Below are 16247 nucleotides of genomic sequence, written 5' to 3' on the forward strand. Positions count from 1 at the left end.
AATTTTAATCGCAAAGGTCAACAGACCGTAATTTAAAAGGATTGTTAGAGATACATGAGGCAATCATTACAGCTGCGCATGGGCCAGCAACTTACAATGACTCCACAGTTGCAACAAGCAATTCGCTTATTGCAACTCAGTACATTGGATCTCCAGCAAGAAATTCAAGAAGCGCTCGATAGCAACCCCTTGCTTGAAGTTGAAGAACACGATTACAGCGAAGACACAGCAGGTAAAAACGAACAAAAAGCCGATAACGATGACTTAACGCTAAGTGCCTCAGCTGACGATAAACCTAGCGAGTATGAGCAAGATAGCGGCGAAGCAATGACCAAAGACACCATTAGCGATGATATGGCTATGGATGTTACTTGGGATGAATATATGAGTGCTGCGCCTGCCTCTTCATCGGGCCCAATGCCAGAAGATGAATCTATTTATCAAGGCTCTTCGACTGAAACGCTGCATGAGTATTTAATGTGGCAACTTCAACTGACGCCGTTTAGCCCTACCGATGAAGCGATAGCTATTGCAATTGTAGAAGCTGTGGACGACTCAGGGATTCTAACCCTTAGCTGTGAAGAAATATTAGAAAGCTTTAACCAAGAAAACGACGCCGAAGATGAAGTTGAACTTGACGAAATAGAAGCGGTACTAAAGCGTATTCAACTATTTGATCCAGTGGGAATAGCCGCGCGTAGTTTACAAGAGTGCTTGTGTATTCAGCTAAATCAATTTGATAAAGACACACCTTTTTTAAACGAAACAAAAATGATCTTAACCGATCATATTGATTTACTGGCTGCGCGTGACTATCGCACGTTGATGAAAAAAACAAAGCTTAAAGAAGATGAGCTTAAAGAAATCATGACGTTGATTCATACGCTCAGCCCAAAACCGGCAGACACTATTGTCAGAGAAGAGTCTGAGTACGTTATTCCTGACGTGTCGGTTAAAAAAGTAAAAGGCCGTTGGGTGGTTGAACTAAACCCAGATAGCATGCCTAAGATCAGAGTAAATAGCCAATATGCAGCTATGTCGCGTACGGTTAAATCAAGTGGTGATAGCCAGTTTATTCGCTCGCACTTACAAGAGGCTAAATGGTTTATAAAAAGCTTAGAAAGTAGAAACGACACACTGCTTAAAGTAACTAACTGTATTGTGCAGCAACAACAGGCCTTTTTTGAACATGGTCCTGAGGCGATGAAGCCTATGGTACTTAACGATGTGGCTGAAATGGTGGAAATGCACGAGTCGACTATTTCACGTGTTACTACGCAAAAATATATGCACACACCACGTGGCATTTTTGAGCTTAAATATTTCTTTTCAAGCCATGTAAGTACTGAAAATGGTGGCGAATGCTCATCAACAGCAATACGAGCATTAATTAAAAAATTAATCGCTGCAGAAAACTCAGCTAAACCATTGAGTGATAGTAAAATTGCAGATATATTGGCAGAGCAAGGAATTAAAGTAGCGAGGAGAACTATAGCAAAATATCGCGAATCTCTAGCTATTCCCCCGTCTAATCAACGTAAAAGTTTGATTTAAGGCGTACAACAAAGAGGAAAATGTTTATGCAACTGAATTTAACTGGTCGTCATGTAGATATTACCGACTCGCTTAGAGACTACGTAAATAGCAAATTTTCGAAGTTACAGAGGCACACTGATCACATAACGAATGTGCACGTTATTCTCGATGTAGAAAAACTAAACCAAAAAGCTGAAGCAACCGTTCATGTTAGTGGCGCTGAGATTTTTGCTTCTACTGAGCATCAAGATATGTATGCCGCTATAGACTCGCTCATTGACAAGCTAGATCGTCAAGTAATTAAACACAAAGAGAAACTTGCTCGACACTAACACTATGAAACTAAGCTCACTTATCTGTCAGGACTGCAGTAAAGCTGCGGTCCTTTTTAATAGTAAAAAAAGAATTTTAGAATTTATCAGTGAATTGGCTCACAATAAACTGCCCTATTTAACACAACAAGATATTCTTAACGCATTAACTGCAAGAGAAAAGCTTGGAAGTACAGGTATAGGTCGAGGAATTGCAATTCCACATGGTCGTATGAGTGGTGTACAAGAGCCTCTTGCACTTATATTAGTGAGCGAAACGGCTATTAATTTTGATGCGATAGATAACAGACCGGTCGACATTTTTGTTGCCTTAATTGTACCTGATGGTGACAATAAGCAGCATTTAAAAACCTTAGCCACGATAGCAGAAAAGCTCAATGATAAAGAATTTTGTAAACAGTTACGCGCCGCCAAATCGGATAGCGAACTGTATCAGGTTATCGTCAGTCAATCGTAGTAATAAAGAAAGGTGGTAAATGGAATTAATAATTATAAGCGGTCGCTCAGGGTCAGGTAAATCTGTGGCGTTACGCGTTGTGGAAGACTTAGGTTATTATTGTGTAGACAATATTCCTCTTAATTTATTACCATCATTAGTGCGCAGTGTTTCCGACAGTTATAATAAAATTGCTGTGAGTGTTGATGTACGTAACCTACCTAAAGAGCAACAGCAGTTTAATGAAATCATTGAATATTTACCTGGTTTTACTAAACCAACGGTATTTTATTTAGACAGTGACGATCAAACATTAATAAAACGCTTTTCAGAAACGCGTCGTCTTCACCCTTTATCTATTGATTCTTTGCCGCTTGATTTAGCCATAAAAAAAGAAAAACAACTACTTGATGTATTGATTAATCGTGCTGATTATATGATTGATACCACAGATTTAAGTGTGCATCAGCTTGCTGAATCTATTCGTGAAAAAATACTCGGAAAAAAAGATAAACAACTGATCATTACCTTTGAATCATTTGGTTTTAAACACGGCCTCCCTAAAGAAGCAGATTACGTATTCGATGCCCGTTTTTTACCAAACCCGCATTGGGAGCCTGAACTAAAGCTACTTACAGGGCTGGATCAACCAGTAAAAGACTACCTAGCAAGTCACAGTATAGTGCAAAAATTTACATGGCAAATTCAAACATTTGTGCAAACATGGCTGCCGCATTTAGAACGAAATAACCGCAGCTACTTAACTATTGCAATTGGCTGCACCGGTGGGCAACACCGCTCTGTTTATTTAGCGCAAACCATTGGCGAAAGCTTTGCAATGAGCCATCCTAATGTAAAAATTCGCCACCGAGAACAAGAATAAAGCTTGCGAGAACATGTCATGCGCTTAGAAAATACATTTTTAATAAAAAACAAATTAGGATTACACGCTAGAGCGGCGACAGTATTAGCTCAGCTTTCTGTGCAATTTGATGCCACAATCACTTTATTTCAAGATGACAAACAAGCCGCTGGCGATAGCGTGCTGGCACTTATGTTACTCGAAAGCAGCCAAGGCAAAGAAGTTAAGGTGGTATGCGAAGGCCCCGACGCTGAGCCTGCACTTAGCGCAATAGGTGAACTCATTGACCAACGATTTAATGAGCAAGAATGATCCTGCTTATAAGCTAAGGTTAATAGTGGTTGAGGTAGTTTACTGATATAAAGTAAGATAAAGCAATACCCCATCATCGTGTAATAAAATTTAATTAAGGACGCCAATGCCTGAAGCTTTAGAACAAGATATTCCACTACAACAACTAAAACAGGTGACTAAGTCACTAAATAGTGGTCAATTTGTTCAAGTTAGGCGCATGCTAGCAAAAACGGCACCTTGTGATACCGCACTTCTTTTAGAATCATCTCCCCATAAAATTCGTCGTATGCTCTGGCAACTGGTTGATCCTGATGTACAAGGTGATGTGCTTGAAGAGCTGTCTGAAGATGTACGTTTGGGCATTATTGCGCAAATGGCACCCGAGCACATTGCTGCTGCAACCGAAGACATGGGCCATGATGATTTAGGGGAAGTACTACGTAGCCTACCTGACACTGTTTATAAAGATGTTGTTAGCGCTATGGATATTCAAGATAGAGAACGTGCAACGCAGGCTTTATCGTATCAAGAGCGCTCTGCTGGCGCATTGATGAATATAGATACCGTTACTATTCGCCCCGATGTGACTCTAGATGTGGTACTACGTTATATTCGCTTACGCGGCGAATTACCTGAGGGTACAGATGACTTATATGTGGTTGATGAAAATAACTGCTTTTTAGGCGCCCTATCGCTGAGTACTTTATTAACTAATCCCCCTGAAAAAATTGTTCATGAGTTAATGGATGAAGACTGTGAGTCTATTCCTATTTCAATGGATGAGAGCGAAGTTGCACAATTGTTTGAGCGTCATAACTGGATATCGGCACCGGTTGTTGATGACAACGCACACTTGCTTGGGCGGATCACCATTGATGATATCGTTGATGTTATTCGTGAAGACGCTGAGCACAGTTTACTGGGTTTAGCGGGTTTAGATGATGAAGAAGATACCTTTGCACCTGTGTTAAAAAGCTCTAAAAAGCGCTCAATTTGGCTGGGTGTAAACTTACTAACTGCATTGCTGGCTGCAATTGTGGCGAGCTTTTTTGAAAACACCTTAGCTATATTACCAATTCTTGCTGTGCTCAATGGTATTGTCCCGTCAATGGGTGGGGTTGCAGGCAGCCAAACCTTAACTTTGGTTATTCGCGGTATCGCGGTGGGCCATATCAACCAAACTAACCAACGTTTTTTATTATTAAAAGAACTCGCTATCGGCGCGATTAACGGTATGGTTTGGTCTATCCTAATTGCCGGTGTCGTTGCGCTTTGGCAATGGGATTTCAAACTCGGTGGTGTTTTAGCGTTTGCTATGTTTATGAATTTAGTTGCAGCAGGTATTGCGGGTGCTAGTATCCCACTATTGCTTAAAAAAATGAAAATAGATCCAGCACTTGCAGGCAGTGTGGTACTAACCACAGTAACTGATATTGTTGGTATATTTGCCTTCTTAGGTACTGCGACTTGGTTATTGATTTAATCTTTTTATAAACAAAAACACCGCATCAATACGCGGTGTTTTTGTTTAAGCCGATAGTTACTTTACATAAGTTAAGGCTACTTAGCGCGCTGGCGATTACCACCTACCTTAGGTTTAGTGTTGGCTTTTTTAAACTGGCTAAAGCCAGTATGACGAGTAAGCGCAGGGCGACCGCCCTTGTTACCTTTACCGCCTTTGGCTTGCCTTTCATCTCGCCCTTCTTCTGGCACTAAACAGTTAGGTCCTTTACCAATGAGTTTAGCTTTGCCCATGTTACGAAGGGCTTCACGGATCATCGGCCAACCGGCAGGATCATGGTAACGTAAAATTGCTTTATGCAAACGACGCTGACGCGCGCCCTTTGGCACCGCAACTTGCTCAGTATTATTTTTAATATTGCGTAGCGAGTTCATTTCAGTATGATAAATAGTGGTCGCATTAGCCATCGGTGATGGGTAAAAATTTTGTACCTGATCAAGCTTAAAGTCATTCGATTTCAGCCACAAAGCCATATTAACCATGTCTTCGTCTTTAGTCCCTGGGTGAGCAGAAATAAAGTATGGAATTAAATACTGCTTTTTACCCGCTTCTTTTGAGTACTTATCAAATAACGCTTTAAATTCATCATAGGCGCCCATACCCGGCTTCATCATTTTAGATAATGGACCATCTTCAGTGTGCTCAGGTGCTATTTTTAAATATCCACCAACATGATGAGTTACTAGCTCTTTAACGTAACGAGGATCACGTACAGCAAGGTCATAACGCACGCCTGAAGCAATTAAGATCTTTTTGATCCCTTTAACCTCACGCGCCTTTTTATATAAATCGATAGTCGGGGTATGGTCAGTATCCATATGCTTACAAATATCAGGATACACACACGACAAGCGGCGACAGGTACTCTCTGCTTTTTTACTGGTACAACGCAGTTTGTACATATTTGCGGTTGGTCCGCCTAAATCAGAAATAACCCCAGTAAAGCCTGGCACTTTATCTCTAATTTGCTCAATCTCTTCAATAATTGATTCTTGAGAACGGCTTTGTATTATGCGCCCCTCATGCTCGGTAATAGAACAAAACGAACAGCCGCCAAAACAGCCGCGCATAATATTTACCGACGTTTTAATCATATCGTAAGCAGGGATTTTATTATCGCCATAACTTGGGTGCGGAATGCGCTGATACGGTAAACCAAACACATCATCCATTTCTTGGGTTTCAAGTGGATAAGCTGGCGGGTTCACCCAAATAGAGCGATCGCCATGACGCTGAAACAACGCTCTTGCACAACCAGGGTTGGTTTCTTGGTGCAAAATACGCGATGCATGAGCATATAATGGTTTATTAACACTAACCTGCTCAAAAGCAGGTAACTTAACGTAAGTTTTTTCCCATGGCTTAGGGCGCGCAGGTTGGATGATAATTGGTTTTGCAGCTTCGGCTTTTAAATCAATACCCGCTTGCTTAAATTCTGATTTAGCACAACCCACATCATCCGCACCATAAGGATTAGGAATAGGGTCTATTTTACCAATTTTATCAATGGCTGTTGAGTCACTGCCACGCCAACCGGGTAAAGGCTCTTTACGAATAACTGCCGTGCCTCTCACATCTTGTATGGTATCTATGGTTTCACCCGCAGCGATACGGTGCGCTACTTCAACTAACGGGCGTTCGGCATTACCATAGATTAAAATATCGCCTTTAGCGTCAAATAATACGCTACGACGTACTTTTTCTTGCCAATAGTCATAATGAGCAATACGACGCAAGCTGGCTTCAATGCCCCCTAACACGAGCGGCACATCTTTATAGGCTTCACGACAACGTTGTGAGTATATGATCACGGCGCGATCGGGGCGTTTACCGCCGACATTTCCTGGTGTGTATGCATCATCATGGCGCATTCGTTTTTCAGCGGTGTAACGATTGATCATCGAGTCCATATTACCGGCTGTAATACCAAAAAATAAGTTAGGCTTACCCAATGCCATAAAGGCATCTTTAGAGTTCCAATCAGGCTGAGCAATAATGCCCACTCTGAACCCCTGCGCTTCAAGCACACGGCCAATTACGGCCATCCCAAAACTAGGATGGTCTACATAAGCATCACCGCTAATAATAATAATATCGCAGCTATCCCAGCCAAGCGCGTCCATTTCTTCGCGTGTTGTTGGTAAAAATGGAGCTGTGCCATAACACTCAGCCCAATACTTGGGATATGAGAATAAGGCGCGATCAGCTTTTAATGTGCTCATAAAATTGGCCGTTCAATAACAAAAGGCGCGAATTATACCCTATCGACATCCCCGTTGATATAGCACAAAATGAAAGCGCTGATTAAAAATTGTTTACCTTTATTGCATTACTAAAACTAATAAATCATCTAAACTTATTACGGCTAATGTCTGCTTTTGAAATAATACAAGGTAGATAAAATAGATCAAAAGCAACCGCGACTTCGTTAAACTATTAAATAATTAATAATTGATAGACGCTGTAAATTAAAATAGATGAGGAATACCTATTAAACTACTTAAAAAAATAATGCAGTTTTCAATCATTTTACTCTTGGTTTTTGTTATCGTTGGATTATTGTTACCACAAAATTATCATGTGCAAAAAAGTATAAAGATTAACGCACGCGCTCCCGCAATAAAGTCATTAGTGGAGGACTTTACCCAGTGGTATAAATGGTCGCCGTGGCAACAAATAGACCCTAACATTAAGTTTAATATTGGAGAACCGAGCTCTGGCGCAGGAGCCTACCAATCTTGGGAAGGTAAATGGGGCAAAGGCGAAATGACAATATCGGCATTAAGCGATAATGAAGTTGTATTTAGTGTGTTATTTAATCAAGAGCATATTATCACTAGCAAATTGCTATTTAGCCCGCACACAAAAACCGTCACGTGGCAAATAGAAGGACAAGCAACGATGCCGCTTATTTCTGGGTACGTTGCTATATTTGCTGAAAATATATTAGGTAATATAGTGACCCTAGGGCTAAATAACTTAAAAACGGTCGCTCAACTCAGTGATGCACAAGCAATAATGGAAAGCCATGACAGTCAAAACCGCACAAGCCAGGATTAAACTTGCCAATATTATTGAGTCACTGCTAGGTTACTCGGTCACAAAAGTGAGTAATACGCCTGCCATTGATGAAAAAACCTATAATCCTCAAAGTAAAGCCAAATCGCTTTATAGTATTAATAGCGAGCATTCAATTTTAGCGCGTGCTCAAAAAAGACAAGACTTACTACTGATTAAACAGCAACAAAATATTGAGACTATTTTAGCCTTAGCAATGGAGTTTTGTCCTGATGTTGCTTGCGCCAAACAGCCCGATGCTGATTGGGTAGAGCACTTTATAGCCTTATGTGAAGATACCTCAAATCAATCTATGCAAGTGTTGTGGGCAAAAATTTTTACTGGCGAAACCATTAGCCCAGGTACTTTTTCTATTAAAAGTTTACAAACACTCAAGCACATGACCCAGCGCGAAGCCGATTCATTAAGAAAGTGCGTGTCTATTTCTGGGTATAACGAAAAGGATAGTAGCCACCTAATATTCTTGGGGTATTACAAAAAACCCTCATTATTTGATTTACTAGGTAAAGGTAATAAAGTGTCATTAAGCATAGGTAAAAGCGGTGTGAGCTTTCCTGATGTATTAACCTTAATGGATTTAAATTTGTTATACCGTAAAGAGATTGAATCCGCTGCATTAAAAGCAGGACAAGAGTTCACCCTATCCTTTTTATCACAAAAACTAACTTTAAAAGCAAAAAGTAACGATTTAGTACTGAGCTATTATAAGTTTACCCAAACCGGTGATGAATTGTTTAGACTAATGAATTACCCAATTAATAAAGTGTACAAACAGTTAATTGGTGCAGCATTTGAAGGGGAATTTGAATTAGTGTGGCATGCTTCAAAGTAACTAAAAAAGCCACACGAGGTGGCTTTTCGAAAAGTCGGTGCTTAAAAGTGAACCTGAATACCGGCAAACGGCCCCGATGCATCAATATCAGTATTAATATCATCGACATCATCAAGTTCTAAAACCATAGAGCGGTAGCCCGCTTTAACCGCAACATCAACGGCTAGGTTATCAATAAACTCCCAAGCAATACCCATTTGGTAATCTTGTACTTTACTGTCATCTATGGCTAAAAAGCTGCCTTCAGCAAAAACACTTAAACCAGTAAATGGTAAACCCGCTTCAAAACGTCCATATACTAACGGCACAACACCAGAGAACTCTTCAATTTCAGTAAAGTTAGCGCCACCTTGTTGTGATGTACCTGTTACAACAAGCTCACCATCAAACTGCTTAGCATTAAGACCTAAATCAATTGAGATTAAATCGTTATCAAAAATCTCGTAGTAAAGAATATAATCAATATGCGATAAGTCAGTCACTGAATTAACACCTGTGCCTACAACATAATCAGTGCCGTTAAAGCTAAATGTGTCTTCAAGCACTGTTGAACCGGTTAATTCAAGCTCAGTGTATTTTAACTTTAAGTTTGGCACTAATGGCACTGGGTGCTCAAGCGCAGCGTAATAACTGACAAAAGTTTCATCTTTAAAGTTGAAGTTTTGCAGGGCGTTATTGTTATCAGAAAAGCTACCGTCATTATCTGCTTTCCAACCATCAACCCCTACATATAAGCCTAATACAGTGTCGGCTTGTGCTACAGGAGCTAAACATGCCATTGATAAGGCTGCTGCTATACAATACTTTTTCATTTTTTATCCTTGCGCTAATAATTCACTAAGTTCAATCAGTGCCGCATTGGCTCTAGAAATATAATTTGCCATAACAAGTGAATGGTTGGCGACATAACCAAATCCATTACCGTTTAAAGTCATTGGGCTCCATACTGTTTCTTGGGTTGCTTCAAGCTCGCGTATAATTTGTTGCAAGCTGACACGGGCGTTCTTTTTATCAAGCACATCGGCAAAATCATATTCAACCGCCTGTAAAAAGTGCAGTAAAGCCCAAGTAGCACCACGTGACTCATAAAATACATCATCAATTTCCCACCATGATGTTTTTATTTGTTGTTGCAAAGGCGTATAGGTGGCCTGTGTATTTGAAGAGTTACCGGCGAGGTCAGTGTTAACTTTATCTTGACCCACGCTTGCACTTAAACGCTGACTTAAGCTGCCTAAACGCTTTTCAGCTTCTTTTAACCAACTGCGTAGGTTATCTGCACGAGAGTAAAATTGGCTATCGCGCTCATGCTGATTGGCTATTTGAGAACGATATACCATTAAATAATCAATTCCTTTTTGGTATTCACCCTCAGCACTTGGCCATGCCCATGCTTCAGAGCTGATGTTAAATTGTGGCTGAGCTTTTTTGAGCGCTTCGTGTTCAGTTGATTGCGATTGTGAGCGGCTAAAATCTTTTCGCATAGACAACGCTAAATCACGCACCATTTCCAGCGCACCATACTCCCAGGCCGGCATATTGTCCATTATTACGCTCGGTGGTAGCACATCATTTGATAAGTAACCGCCTGATTTAGTTAAAAGCGTATCAGCTACAGTGATGAGTGTTGAAGTTGTTACATAACCTGTGACTAGTTTTTCACTGCGTTGCTGCGCTTGTTGCTTAGCATTTTGCACAACATCAAAACGTGAAGGCTCTATACTCCAGTATACTGCAATGGCGTAAAACACGACAAATAACAGTACCAGTGCCGTTATTATTTTTCCTTTATGCTGTGACATTTATCCTCCTAATGATGACTATGATCTTTCGATGCTTTTACCGACTCTGCTTGTGAGGCTAACGAAACGACTTTTGCATTGGTAAATACTCGGTTCCCGTCTTCAAAATATAGCGTGAGTTTACGTTCTTGACCTACTTTTAACGGTTCTTGTGGTTCAAACACCATTAAATGATAGCTGCCTGGCTTAAAATCGAGTTGTTGGTGAGCTTTAATAAGCAATGATTCGACTTTTTGCATTTTCATCATACCGTCAGCGTGAACGTGCTCATGAATTTCAACACGCCCTAGACCATCAATTGTCGCTTTAGTCAACGTTGCTGGTACATTGCTGTGGTTTTTAATACTAAAGTAAGCCACACTGGCTTTGGTTGCCGGCAAAAACTCTCTTACTTGCGCATGTGTTACTTGTAGCTGCGCAACAACACTATCGTGTTCATGTCCTTCGTGCGCCATTAACGAAGACGAAAAAACCCCCACCATTAATGCACTTGCTATCAAAATACATTGTTTAATCATCGGTAAAATCCTTGTTAAAACAAAAAAATATAGTTTAAATTTATCATAATTCCCCTATGTTAGGCAGCTAATTTAAGCTCAAGAGACGACTTTTTTGTTATCTGCGATTAACCAACACAGCCCTGCTACAAACAATAACGGCCAAGCAATCATCAATGATCCGAATAAAAAAGCTAAAATAGTACCAGCCAATACCACCATCGCCGCGCCAACTAACCCCATCGTCACTAAAGCAACAATCGCAATTACAACGATAATAGCAACTAACGCACCAATGAGCTCTATACCTGTCCAGCTAATATCTGAGATCCATAGCGGAAACTGCCACACATCAAAGTGAATAATTGAACCGCTATTAATTAAAAACAACGCAACAATAACTAGGCACACGGCGAATGTTTTCATGCTGCTCTCCTTACACTGCTTTTTCTTCAAGGCAACAGTGAGCAATTAAATAACCTAGCGCCACTGCAAACGGAAAGCTTAAAAATAATAAAACGGTCACTAAGCGAGTAGACCATACCGGAAAGTCTAGTCGGTAAGCTAACCCACTACAGACGCCTGATATTTTTTTGTTAAGCGTGTTTTTGTACCAACGACGGTGTGTATTAAAACTATTCATAACAATCTCCTTAAGCTGTTTGTTTATTAGCAGTATTTAAACTTGCTTTTAAACTAGCCAGTTCTACATCAATTTTTTCATTTTTAACCAGTGACTCAATTTGCATAGCTGTATTGCTCGCAGTATCTGTGAGCTCATACGCTTCAACTTGCGACTCCACACTTTCAACGCGGCGCTCTATTTGCTCAAATCGTGATAAGGCAAAAGCCACTTTATCGCTTTGTAGTTGCGTATTTATTTTTGCCCTTGCTTCAACTAGGTTTTCACGCTTTGTAAGTTGTGCTTGTTTTGCTTTTGCCTGCATCATTTTGTGTTGTAAGCGCTCGCAGTCTTCTGTGATTTTTACAATTGATTGCTGCAATGTTTCAAGCTGCGTTTGCAAGCACCCTATGCTTTGTTCAACTGTGTGTTTTTCGGCTAATGCTGATTTAGCTAAATCGTCACGATTTTTTGCCACAGCATGCTCAGCTTTTAATTGCCAATTTGCGAGCGCTTGCTGTTTGTTACTTATTTGTCGTTTAATGCACTTTTCTTCACATAAAAGTGCAGCTGCCGTACTACGACACTCATTAAGCGCTTCTTGCATTTCACTAAGCATTAAATTGAGTAATTTCTCTGAGTCTTCTGCTTTATCAAGCATAGCTACGATATTTGCTTGAATGACGTCGTTTACGCGGTTAAATATACCCATGTTATTCTCCTGATGATTTTTATTTATACATCAACAGGATTCCAAGAGTTATGCCAACAACTTAAAATAGTTTTATTTTAATTAAATATCATGTAGTTAAGTTATTTCAAGTAGGTAAATTAATGACTCGTCACTGAATGGAGTTAAGTCGAATTGGCTAATAAATTAAACTTTTGACCAAAATTTGGGTTCAAAAAAAGCCACCTGAGGTGGCTTTTTTCTATACAGAGGATCTGTTATTCGGGTACGTAACTTAGTGCTTTATCCATAACACCTAGATCAGCTTGCTTGCCATGGCCATTTTCGGATAAATGGCGTCTAAAACCACGCGCACCGGGCTGTCCCTGAAAAATACCTAACATATGGCGAGCAACATGCCAAAAGTTAGCGCCTAAACGCATCTCTTCTTCAATGTAATCATACATAGAGCGCACAACATCATGACGTGACTGAGTATTAGCAGCGTCACCATATATTTTTTCATCCACTTCATTTAGCATAAATGGATTACTGTAAGCCTCTCGCCCAACCATCACCCCATCTATGTACTGTAAATGCTCAAGACTTTGCTCAATGGTTTTAACACCGCCATTAATACTTAAATCAAGTTGTGGATAATCTTTTTTAAGCTGGTAAACACGGGGGTAGTTAAGCTCAGGAACTTCGCGGTTTTCTTTTGGGCTCAACCCTTTTAGCCATGCTTTACGGGCATGAATAATAAAATCATCACAGCCTACTTTATGCGATGCTTCAATAAGCGCACATAAAAATTCATAGGAGTCTTGCTCATCAATACCAATGCGCGTTTTTACCGTAACAGGAATACTGACTTCACTTTTCATTGCAGCAACACACTCTGCCACAAGCTCGGGCTCTGCCATTAAACAGGCACCAAAACGCCCATTTTGCACACGATCAGACGGACAGCCTACGTTAAGGTTTATTTCATCATAACCGCGCTCACCTGCAAGCTTGGCACACTGTGCTAGCGCTTGCGGATCTGAGCCCCCCAGCTGCAGCGCTACTGGGCCTTCGTGTTGATTAAAATGCAAATAGTCACCACGACCAAATAAAATCGCCCCTGTGGTGATCATTTCAGTGTAGAGCACGGTGTGCTTTGTCATTTTACGATGAAACGTACGACAATGGCGATCAGTCCAATCCAGCATTGGGGCAACAGAAAAGCGTCGATTTAAAGTACGTTTATCCAAAATGTAGTCCTCAAAAATTTATAATTTAAGCACAGCTTAAAAGGCGCTGCATTTTACACAAAAGCCCCATGCGCAGCAATGTTAAGCAAACACCTGCAAGCCAAAGTATTGTGCGATACCATTTAAAATATTCGTTACTGCGACTGAGCTTAAAATTAACCCCATAATTCGGCTAATAATACTTGCCCCGCTATCACCTATTATTTTATGTACCTGCGTAGCAAGTAATAACAAAATAAGTACCACCACTAAAACGGCCAGCATCATTGATGAGGTAATCATTTGTTCAACCCAAGTATATTCTTCATTACGCGTCATTAATACCGCACCTAACATAGCGCCAGGGCTTGCAATTGAGGGTATAGCCAGCGGAAAAATAGCGGTTTCAGTGCTATCGCGAACACTTTTAATTTCAGCTTCGGGTTTACTTTCACCAAACGTCATGGAGAGTGCAAAAATTAATAAGATCAAGCCACCGGCTATTTGAAATGCCGATAGTGGAATCTCAATCACATTGAGTAATTGCTCACCGGCAACCACAAAAAATAACAGTACTAAAGCAGATACACCCACTGCCTTAAAAATCACTTTACGCTTAAACTTGTCGTCATCACCCCGAGTTACGGCGATAAAAACCGGAATTGTGCCGATTGGATCGATAACTGCAAAAAAGAAAATAAATGTGGCTAATAGTTCATGCATTAATGAATACCTTTTCACAAAAGCGGTTAATAAATCGCTGCAACTACAATACAGTATGTTAGTATATCACGGCAAAGTAAGGATGAGAGAAGATGAATATAGAATCACTCGTAAGTAAAGCAAAACAAGTATGCGACAACCGTGGTGCGCGATTCACACCTATTCGCGAAAAGGTATTTCGTTTATTAGCAAGCGCTCAAGGTGGTGTGGGTGCATACGATTTGCTAGAGCAATTAAAAGTCACTGAAACAGGCGCAAAACCTGCGACAATTTATCGTGCTTTAGACTTTTTAGCAGAACTCGGTTTTATTCATAAAATTGAAAGCACTAACGCATTCATGTTGTGTCATCACTTTGATCATATTCATCCTGTTCAATTACTAATTTGCGATACATGTGGGTTTGTTAAAGAGCTGCATTCAACAGTAATTTCACATGAGCTCAATAACTTAGCAGCGGAAAGTGGCTTTGTAGTTTCTGGGCAAACCATAGAAGCACACGGTAAATGTGACGCTTGTCGAGCATAGCTGAGCGACTATAGCTATACTTTACGTATCCCCCCTATCAGTACCAATTTAAGGATATATAATATGAATGTAGAGTTCATTAATCCCTTTTTATCTTCTTTGATGAATGTATTGAGCACCATGGCTAAAACTCAGTTAAAACCAGGTAAACCTCGCATTAAAACCGATGAAGTAGCCTGTGGTGATGTATCGGGATTAATTGGTATGGTTGGCCCCCAAACTCGTGGTTCATTTTCAATAACCTTCGACGAAAGTTTAGCGCTGACTATAATGGAACGTATGTTAGGTGAGAGACCTAACAGCGTAAATGAAGAAGTCACAGACATGGTCGGCGAAATAACCAATATGGTCACCGGTGGTGCTAAAAACCTATTAGGTGAAAAAGGCTATGACTTTGCCATGGCAACCCCCATTGTTGTGTCTGGTAAAAACCATACCATTACGCATAAAAGTGACGGCAAAAAAATTATTATGCCATTTACCAGTGATGCAGGTAATGCAAACATTGAAGTGAGCTTCGATAAGCTATGAGCTGGTCGCAAACCACGATTACATTAAAGCCTCGCTCGCGGGGCTTTCACTTAATTGATAACGACATACTGACTAAACTCCCACAGCTGAGCCAACTAAAAATAGGTTTATTACACTTATTTATTCAACACACCTCTGCCAGCTTAACCATTAATGAAAATGCCGATCCGACCGTGCGTATGGATATGGAAAGTCACTTCAATCAGTGTGTACCTGAGCGCCAGCCTTATTATCGTCATGACTATGAGGGCGATGATGATATGCCTGCTCATATTAAAACCAGCACTTTAGGTTGCGAGTTAATGATACCTATTAATAATGGTCAATTAGCGCTGGGGACTTGGCAAGGAATATACTTAGGCGAACATCGCGACCATGGCGGGGCTAGGCGTATTATTGCCACTTTGCAAGGCGAAACGTTTTAGAGCTAGGTTGTATAACACAGATCGTTCGCATCCATTGAGCACTTCAAATCGATAAAAATTATATAAATTAAATTTATAATGATTCACGTGTGGATTATTGTTTGCTATTTGAAAATGAATATCTGGAAAGTAAATAAGATTGGAGCGGTACACGAGGCTCGAACTCGTGACCTCGACCTTGGCAAGGTCGCGCTCTACCAACTGAGCTAGTACCGCATTATATGAAGATTCTAGGTTCTAGGTTCTAGGTTCTAGGTTCTAGGTTCTAGGTTCTAGGTTCTATCAATATTAAACCTTGTTCCTTTAACCTTTCATCTTGAATCTTT

At 40.4% G+C, this 16247-nt stretch carries 20 protein-coding genes and 1 tRNA gene; 11 read left to right on the forward strand and 10 right to left on the reverse strand.

Translation table 11 applies throughout. From position 1 onward, the window contains the following. Window positions 1–54: 54 nt before the first annotated feature. From MTN97_RS15845 to mgtE, 6 genes are all read left to right on the forward strand, one after another. Window positions 55–1554, forward strand: a complete 1500-nt coding sequence (locus MTN97_RS15845; RefSeq protein ID WP_036981216.1) for an RNA polymerase factor sigma-54 — start codon at window positions 55–57, stop codon at window positions 1552–1554. A gap of 26 nt (window positions 1555–1580) precedes the next feature. After that, window positions 1581–1868 carry a ribosome hibernation promoting factor gene (gene hpf, locus MTN97_RS15850; RefSeq protein WP_010390562.1) on the forward strand — a complete coding sequence of 96 codons (288 nt, stop codon included), beginning with the start codon at window positions 1581–1583 and terminating at the stop codon, window positions 1866–1868. Window positions 1869–1872: 4 nt separating this feature from the next. Next, window positions 1873–2325: a PTS IIA-like nitrogen regulatory protein PtsN gene (gene ptsN / locus MTN97_RS15855; protein WP_248474853.1), complete on the forward strand. Its 453-nt coding sequence runs from the start codon at window positions 1873–1875 to the stop codon at window positions 2323–2325. A gap of 19 nt (window positions 2326–2344) precedes the next feature. Then, window positions 2345–3187 (forward strand): RNase adapter RapZ, encoded by an 843-nt coding sequence (rapZ, locus tag MTN97_RS15860; RefSeq protein WP_036981214.1) that lies wholly within the window; start codon window positions 2345–2347, stop codon window positions 3185–3187. Between the two features lie 18 nt (window positions 3188–3205). Then, a complete protein-coding gene (locus MTN97_RS15865; RefSeq protein ID WP_013463979.1) occupies window positions 3206–3478 on the forward strand; it encodes an HPr family phosphocarrier protein in 273 nt (90 codons plus the stop codon). A 106-nt stretch (window positions 3479–3584) separates the two neighbouring features. Beyond that, window positions 3585–4943, forward strand: a complete 1359-nt coding sequence (gene mgtE, locus MTN97_RS15870; RefSeq protein WP_013463978.1) for a magnesium transporter — start codon at window positions 3585–3587, stop codon at window positions 4941–4943. A 77-nt stretch (window positions 4944–5020) separates the two neighbouring features. On the opposite strand, the gene MTN97_RS15875 is transcribed toward mgtE, so the two are convergent. Further along, complete coding sequence (locus tag MTN97_RS15875) at window positions 5021–7204, reverse strand: YgiQ family radical SAM protein (RefSeq protein WP_248474848.1); 2184 nt, start codon at window positions 7202–7204, stop codon at window positions 5021–5023. A 289-nt stretch (window positions 7205–7493) separates the two neighbouring features. Here MTN97_RS15875 and MTN97_RS15880 point away from each other — a divergent pair, with 289 nt between their 5' ends. Both MTN97_RS15880 and MTN97_RS15885 read left to right on the forward strand, forming a co-directional pair. Beyond that, window positions 7494–8042, forward strand: coding sequence for an SRPBCC family protein (locus tag MTN97_RS15880; protein ID WP_069438860.1), 549 nt, complete (start codon window positions 7494–7496; stop codon window positions 8040–8042). Then, window positions 8011–8892 (forward strand): TIGR03899 family protein, encoded by an 882-nt coding sequence (locus tag MTN97_RS15885; RefSeq protein WP_214553173.1) that lies wholly within the window; start codon window positions 8011–8013, stop codon window positions 8890–8892. Before MTN97_RS15880 ends, MTN97_RS15885 begins: the two co-directional genes overlap by 32 nt. A 41-nt stretch (window positions 8893–8933) precedes the next feature. Here the strand turns inward: MTN97_RS15885 and MTN97_RS15890 are convergent, their stop codons facing one another. The 8 genes from MTN97_RS15890 to MTN97_RS15925 all read right to left on the reverse strand — a co-directional run bounded on the left by MTN97_RS15890 (window position 8934) and on the right by MTN97_RS15925 (window position 14438). After that, the gene (locus MTN97_RS15890) at window positions 8934–9704 is read right to left on the reverse strand and encodes a TIGR04219 family outer membrane beta-barrel protein (RefSeq protein WP_069438858.1); all 771 of its coding nucleotides are present in this window, start codon (window positions 9702–9704) and stop codon (window positions 8934–8936) included. A gap of 3 nt (window positions 9705–9707) precedes the next feature. After that, window positions 9708–10694, reverse strand: coding sequence for a DUF2333 family protein (locus MTN97_RS15895; RefSeq protein ID WP_248474849.1), 987 nt, complete (start codon window positions 10692–10694; stop codon window positions 9708–9710). A gap of 8 nt (window positions 10695–10702) precedes the next feature. Beyond that, window positions 10703–11212, reverse strand: a complete 510-nt coding sequence (locus MTN97_RS15900) for a copper chaperone PCu(A)C (RefSeq protein WP_138627049.1) — start codon at window positions 11210–11212, stop codon at window positions 10703–10705. Between the two features lie 78 nt (window positions 11213–11290). After that, the gene (locus tag MTN97_RS15905; protein WP_248474850.1) at window positions 11291–11617 is read right to left on the reverse strand and encodes a hypothetical protein; all 327 of its coding nucleotides are present in this window, start codon (window positions 11615–11617) and stop codon (window positions 11291–11293) included. A gap of 10 nt (window positions 11618–11627) precedes the next feature. Next, window positions 11628–11834, reverse strand: a complete 207-nt coding sequence (locus MTN97_RS15910) for a PspC domain-containing protein (protein ID WP_013463970.1) — start codon at window positions 11832–11834, stop codon at window positions 11628–11630. 10 nt (window positions 11835–11844) lie between these two features. Beyond that, window positions 11845–12525: a PspA/IM30 family protein gene (locus tag MTN97_RS15915; protein ID WP_248474851.1), complete on the reverse strand. Its 681-nt coding sequence runs from the start codon at window positions 12523–12525 to the stop codon at window positions 11845–11847. A gap of 236 nt (window positions 12526–12761) precedes the next feature. Further along, a complete protein-coding gene (gene dusA, locus MTN97_RS15920) occupies window positions 12762–13694 on the reverse strand; it encodes a tRNA dihydrouridine(20/20a) synthase DusA (protein WP_248474854.1) in 933 nt (310 codons plus the stop codon). Between the two features lie 123 nt (window positions 13695–13817). Beyond that, window positions 13818–14438: a MarC family protein gene (locus MTN97_RS15925; RefSeq protein ID WP_036981200.1), complete on the reverse strand. Its 621-nt coding sequence runs from the start codon at window positions 14436–14438 to the stop codon at window positions 13818–13820. 92 nt (window positions 14439–14530) lie between these two features. Here MTN97_RS15925 and MTN97_RS15930 point away from each other — a divergent pair, with 92 nt between their 5' ends. The 3 genes from MTN97_RS15930 (at window position 14531) to MTN97_RS15940 (ending at window position 15921) form a co-directional block, all read left to right on the forward strand. Next, a complete protein-coding gene (locus MTN97_RS15930) occupies window positions 14531–14965 on the forward strand; it encodes a transcriptional repressor (RefSeq protein WP_013463967.1) in 435 nt (144 codons plus the stop codon). 63 nt (window positions 14966–15028) lie between these two features. Next, window positions 15029–15496 (forward strand): chemotaxis protein CheX, encoded by a 468-nt coding sequence (locus tag MTN97_RS15935; protein ID WP_036981196.1) that lies wholly within the window; start codon window positions 15029–15031, stop codon window positions 15494–15496. Next, complete coding sequence (locus tag MTN97_RS15940) at window positions 15493–15921, forward strand: secondary thiamine-phosphate synthase enzyme YjbQ (RefSeq protein ID WP_248474852.1); 429 nt, start codon at window positions 15493–15495, stop codon at window positions 15919–15921. Before MTN97_RS15935 ends, MTN97_RS15940 begins: the two co-directional genes overlap by 4 nt. 140 nt (window positions 15922–16061) lie before the next feature. Here MTN97_RS15940 and MTN97_RS15945 read toward each other — a convergent pair. Then, window positions 16062–16137: transfer RNA gene (locus tag MTN97_RS15945), tRNA-Gly, on the reverse strand. Window positions 16138–16247: the final 110 nt, after the last annotated feature.

It is taken from the genome of Pseudoalteromonas sp. 2CM36K (assembly GCF_023161865.1).
Classification (GTDB): Bacteria; Pseudomonadota; Gammaproteobacteria; order Enterobacterales; family Alteromonadaceae; genus Pseudoalteromonas; species Pseudoalteromonas tetraodonis.

Coding starts and splice junctions, on each gene's coding strand:
- MTN97_RS15845 (WP_036981216.1), top strand. CDS start 55: ATGAGGCAATCATTACAGCTGCGCATGGGCCAGCAACTTACAATGACT.
- hpf (WP_010390562.1), top strand. CDS start 1,581: ATGCAACTGAATTTAACTGGTCGTCATGTAGATATTACCGACTCGCTT.
- ptsN (WP_248474853.1), top strand. CDS start 1,873: ATGAAACTAAGCTCACTTATCTGTCAGGACTGCAGTAAAGCTGCGGTC.
- rapZ (WP_036981214.1), top strand. CDS start 2,345: ATGGAATTAATAATTATAAGCGGTCGCTCAGGGTCAGGTAAATCTGTG.
- MTN97_RS15865 (WP_013463979.1), top strand. CDS start 3,206: ATGCGCTTAGAAAATACATTTTTAATAAAAAACAAATTAGGATTACAC.
- mgtE (WP_013463978.1), top strand. CDS start 3,585: ATGCCTGAAGCTTTAGAACAAGATATTCCACTACAACAACTAAAACAG.
- MTN97_RS15875 (WP_248474848.1), bottom strand. CDS start 7,204: ATGAGCACATTAAAAGCTGATCGCGCCTTATTCTCATATCCCAAGTAT.
- MTN97_RS15880 (WP_069438860.1), top strand. CDS start 7,494: ATGCAGTTTTCAATCATTTTACTCTTGGTTTTTGTTATCGTTGGATTA.
- MTN97_RS15885 (WP_214553173.1), top strand. CDS start 8,011: ATGACAGTCAAAACCGCACAAGCCAGGATTAAACTTGCCAATATTATT.
- MTN97_RS15890 (WP_069438858.1), bottom strand. CDS start 9,704: ATGAAAAAGTATTGTATAGCAGCAGCCTTATCAATGGCATGTTTAGCT.
- MTN97_RS15895 (WP_248474849.1), bottom strand. CDS start 10,694: ATGTCACAGCATAAAGGAAAAATAATAACGGCACTGGTACTGTTATTT.
- MTN97_RS15900 (WP_138627049.1), bottom strand. CDS start 11,212: ATGATTAAACAATGTATTTTGATAGCAAGTGCATTAATGGTGGGGGTT.
- MTN97_RS15905 (WP_248474850.1), bottom strand. CDS start 11,617: ATGAAAACATTCGCCGTGTGCCTAGTTATTGTTGCGTTGTTTTTAATT.
- MTN97_RS15910 (WP_013463970.1), bottom strand. CDS start 11,834: ATGAATAGTTTTAATACACACCGTCGTTGGTACAAAAACACGCTTAAC.
- MTN97_RS15915 (WP_248474851.1), bottom strand. CDS start 12,525: ATGGGTATATTTAACCGCGTAAACGACGTCATTCAAGCAAATATCGTA.
- dusA (WP_248474854.1), bottom strand. CDS start 13,694: ATGCTGGATTGGACTGATCGCCATTGTCGTACGTTTCATCGTAAAATG.
- MTN97_RS15925 (WP_036981200.1), bottom strand. CDS start 14,438: ATGCATGAACTATTAGCCACATTTATTTTCTTTTTTGCAGTTATCGAT.
- MTN97_RS15930 (WP_013463967.1), top strand. CDS start 14,531: ATGAATATAGAATCACTCGTAAGTAAAGCAAAACAAGTATGCGACAAC.
- MTN97_RS15935 (WP_036981196.1), top strand. CDS start 15,029: ATGAATGTAGAGTTCATTAATCCCTTTTTATCTTCTTTGATGAATGTA.
- MTN97_RS15940 (WP_248474852.1), top strand. CDS start 15,493: ATGAGCTGGTCGCAAACCACGATTACATTAAAGCCTCGCTCGCGGGGC.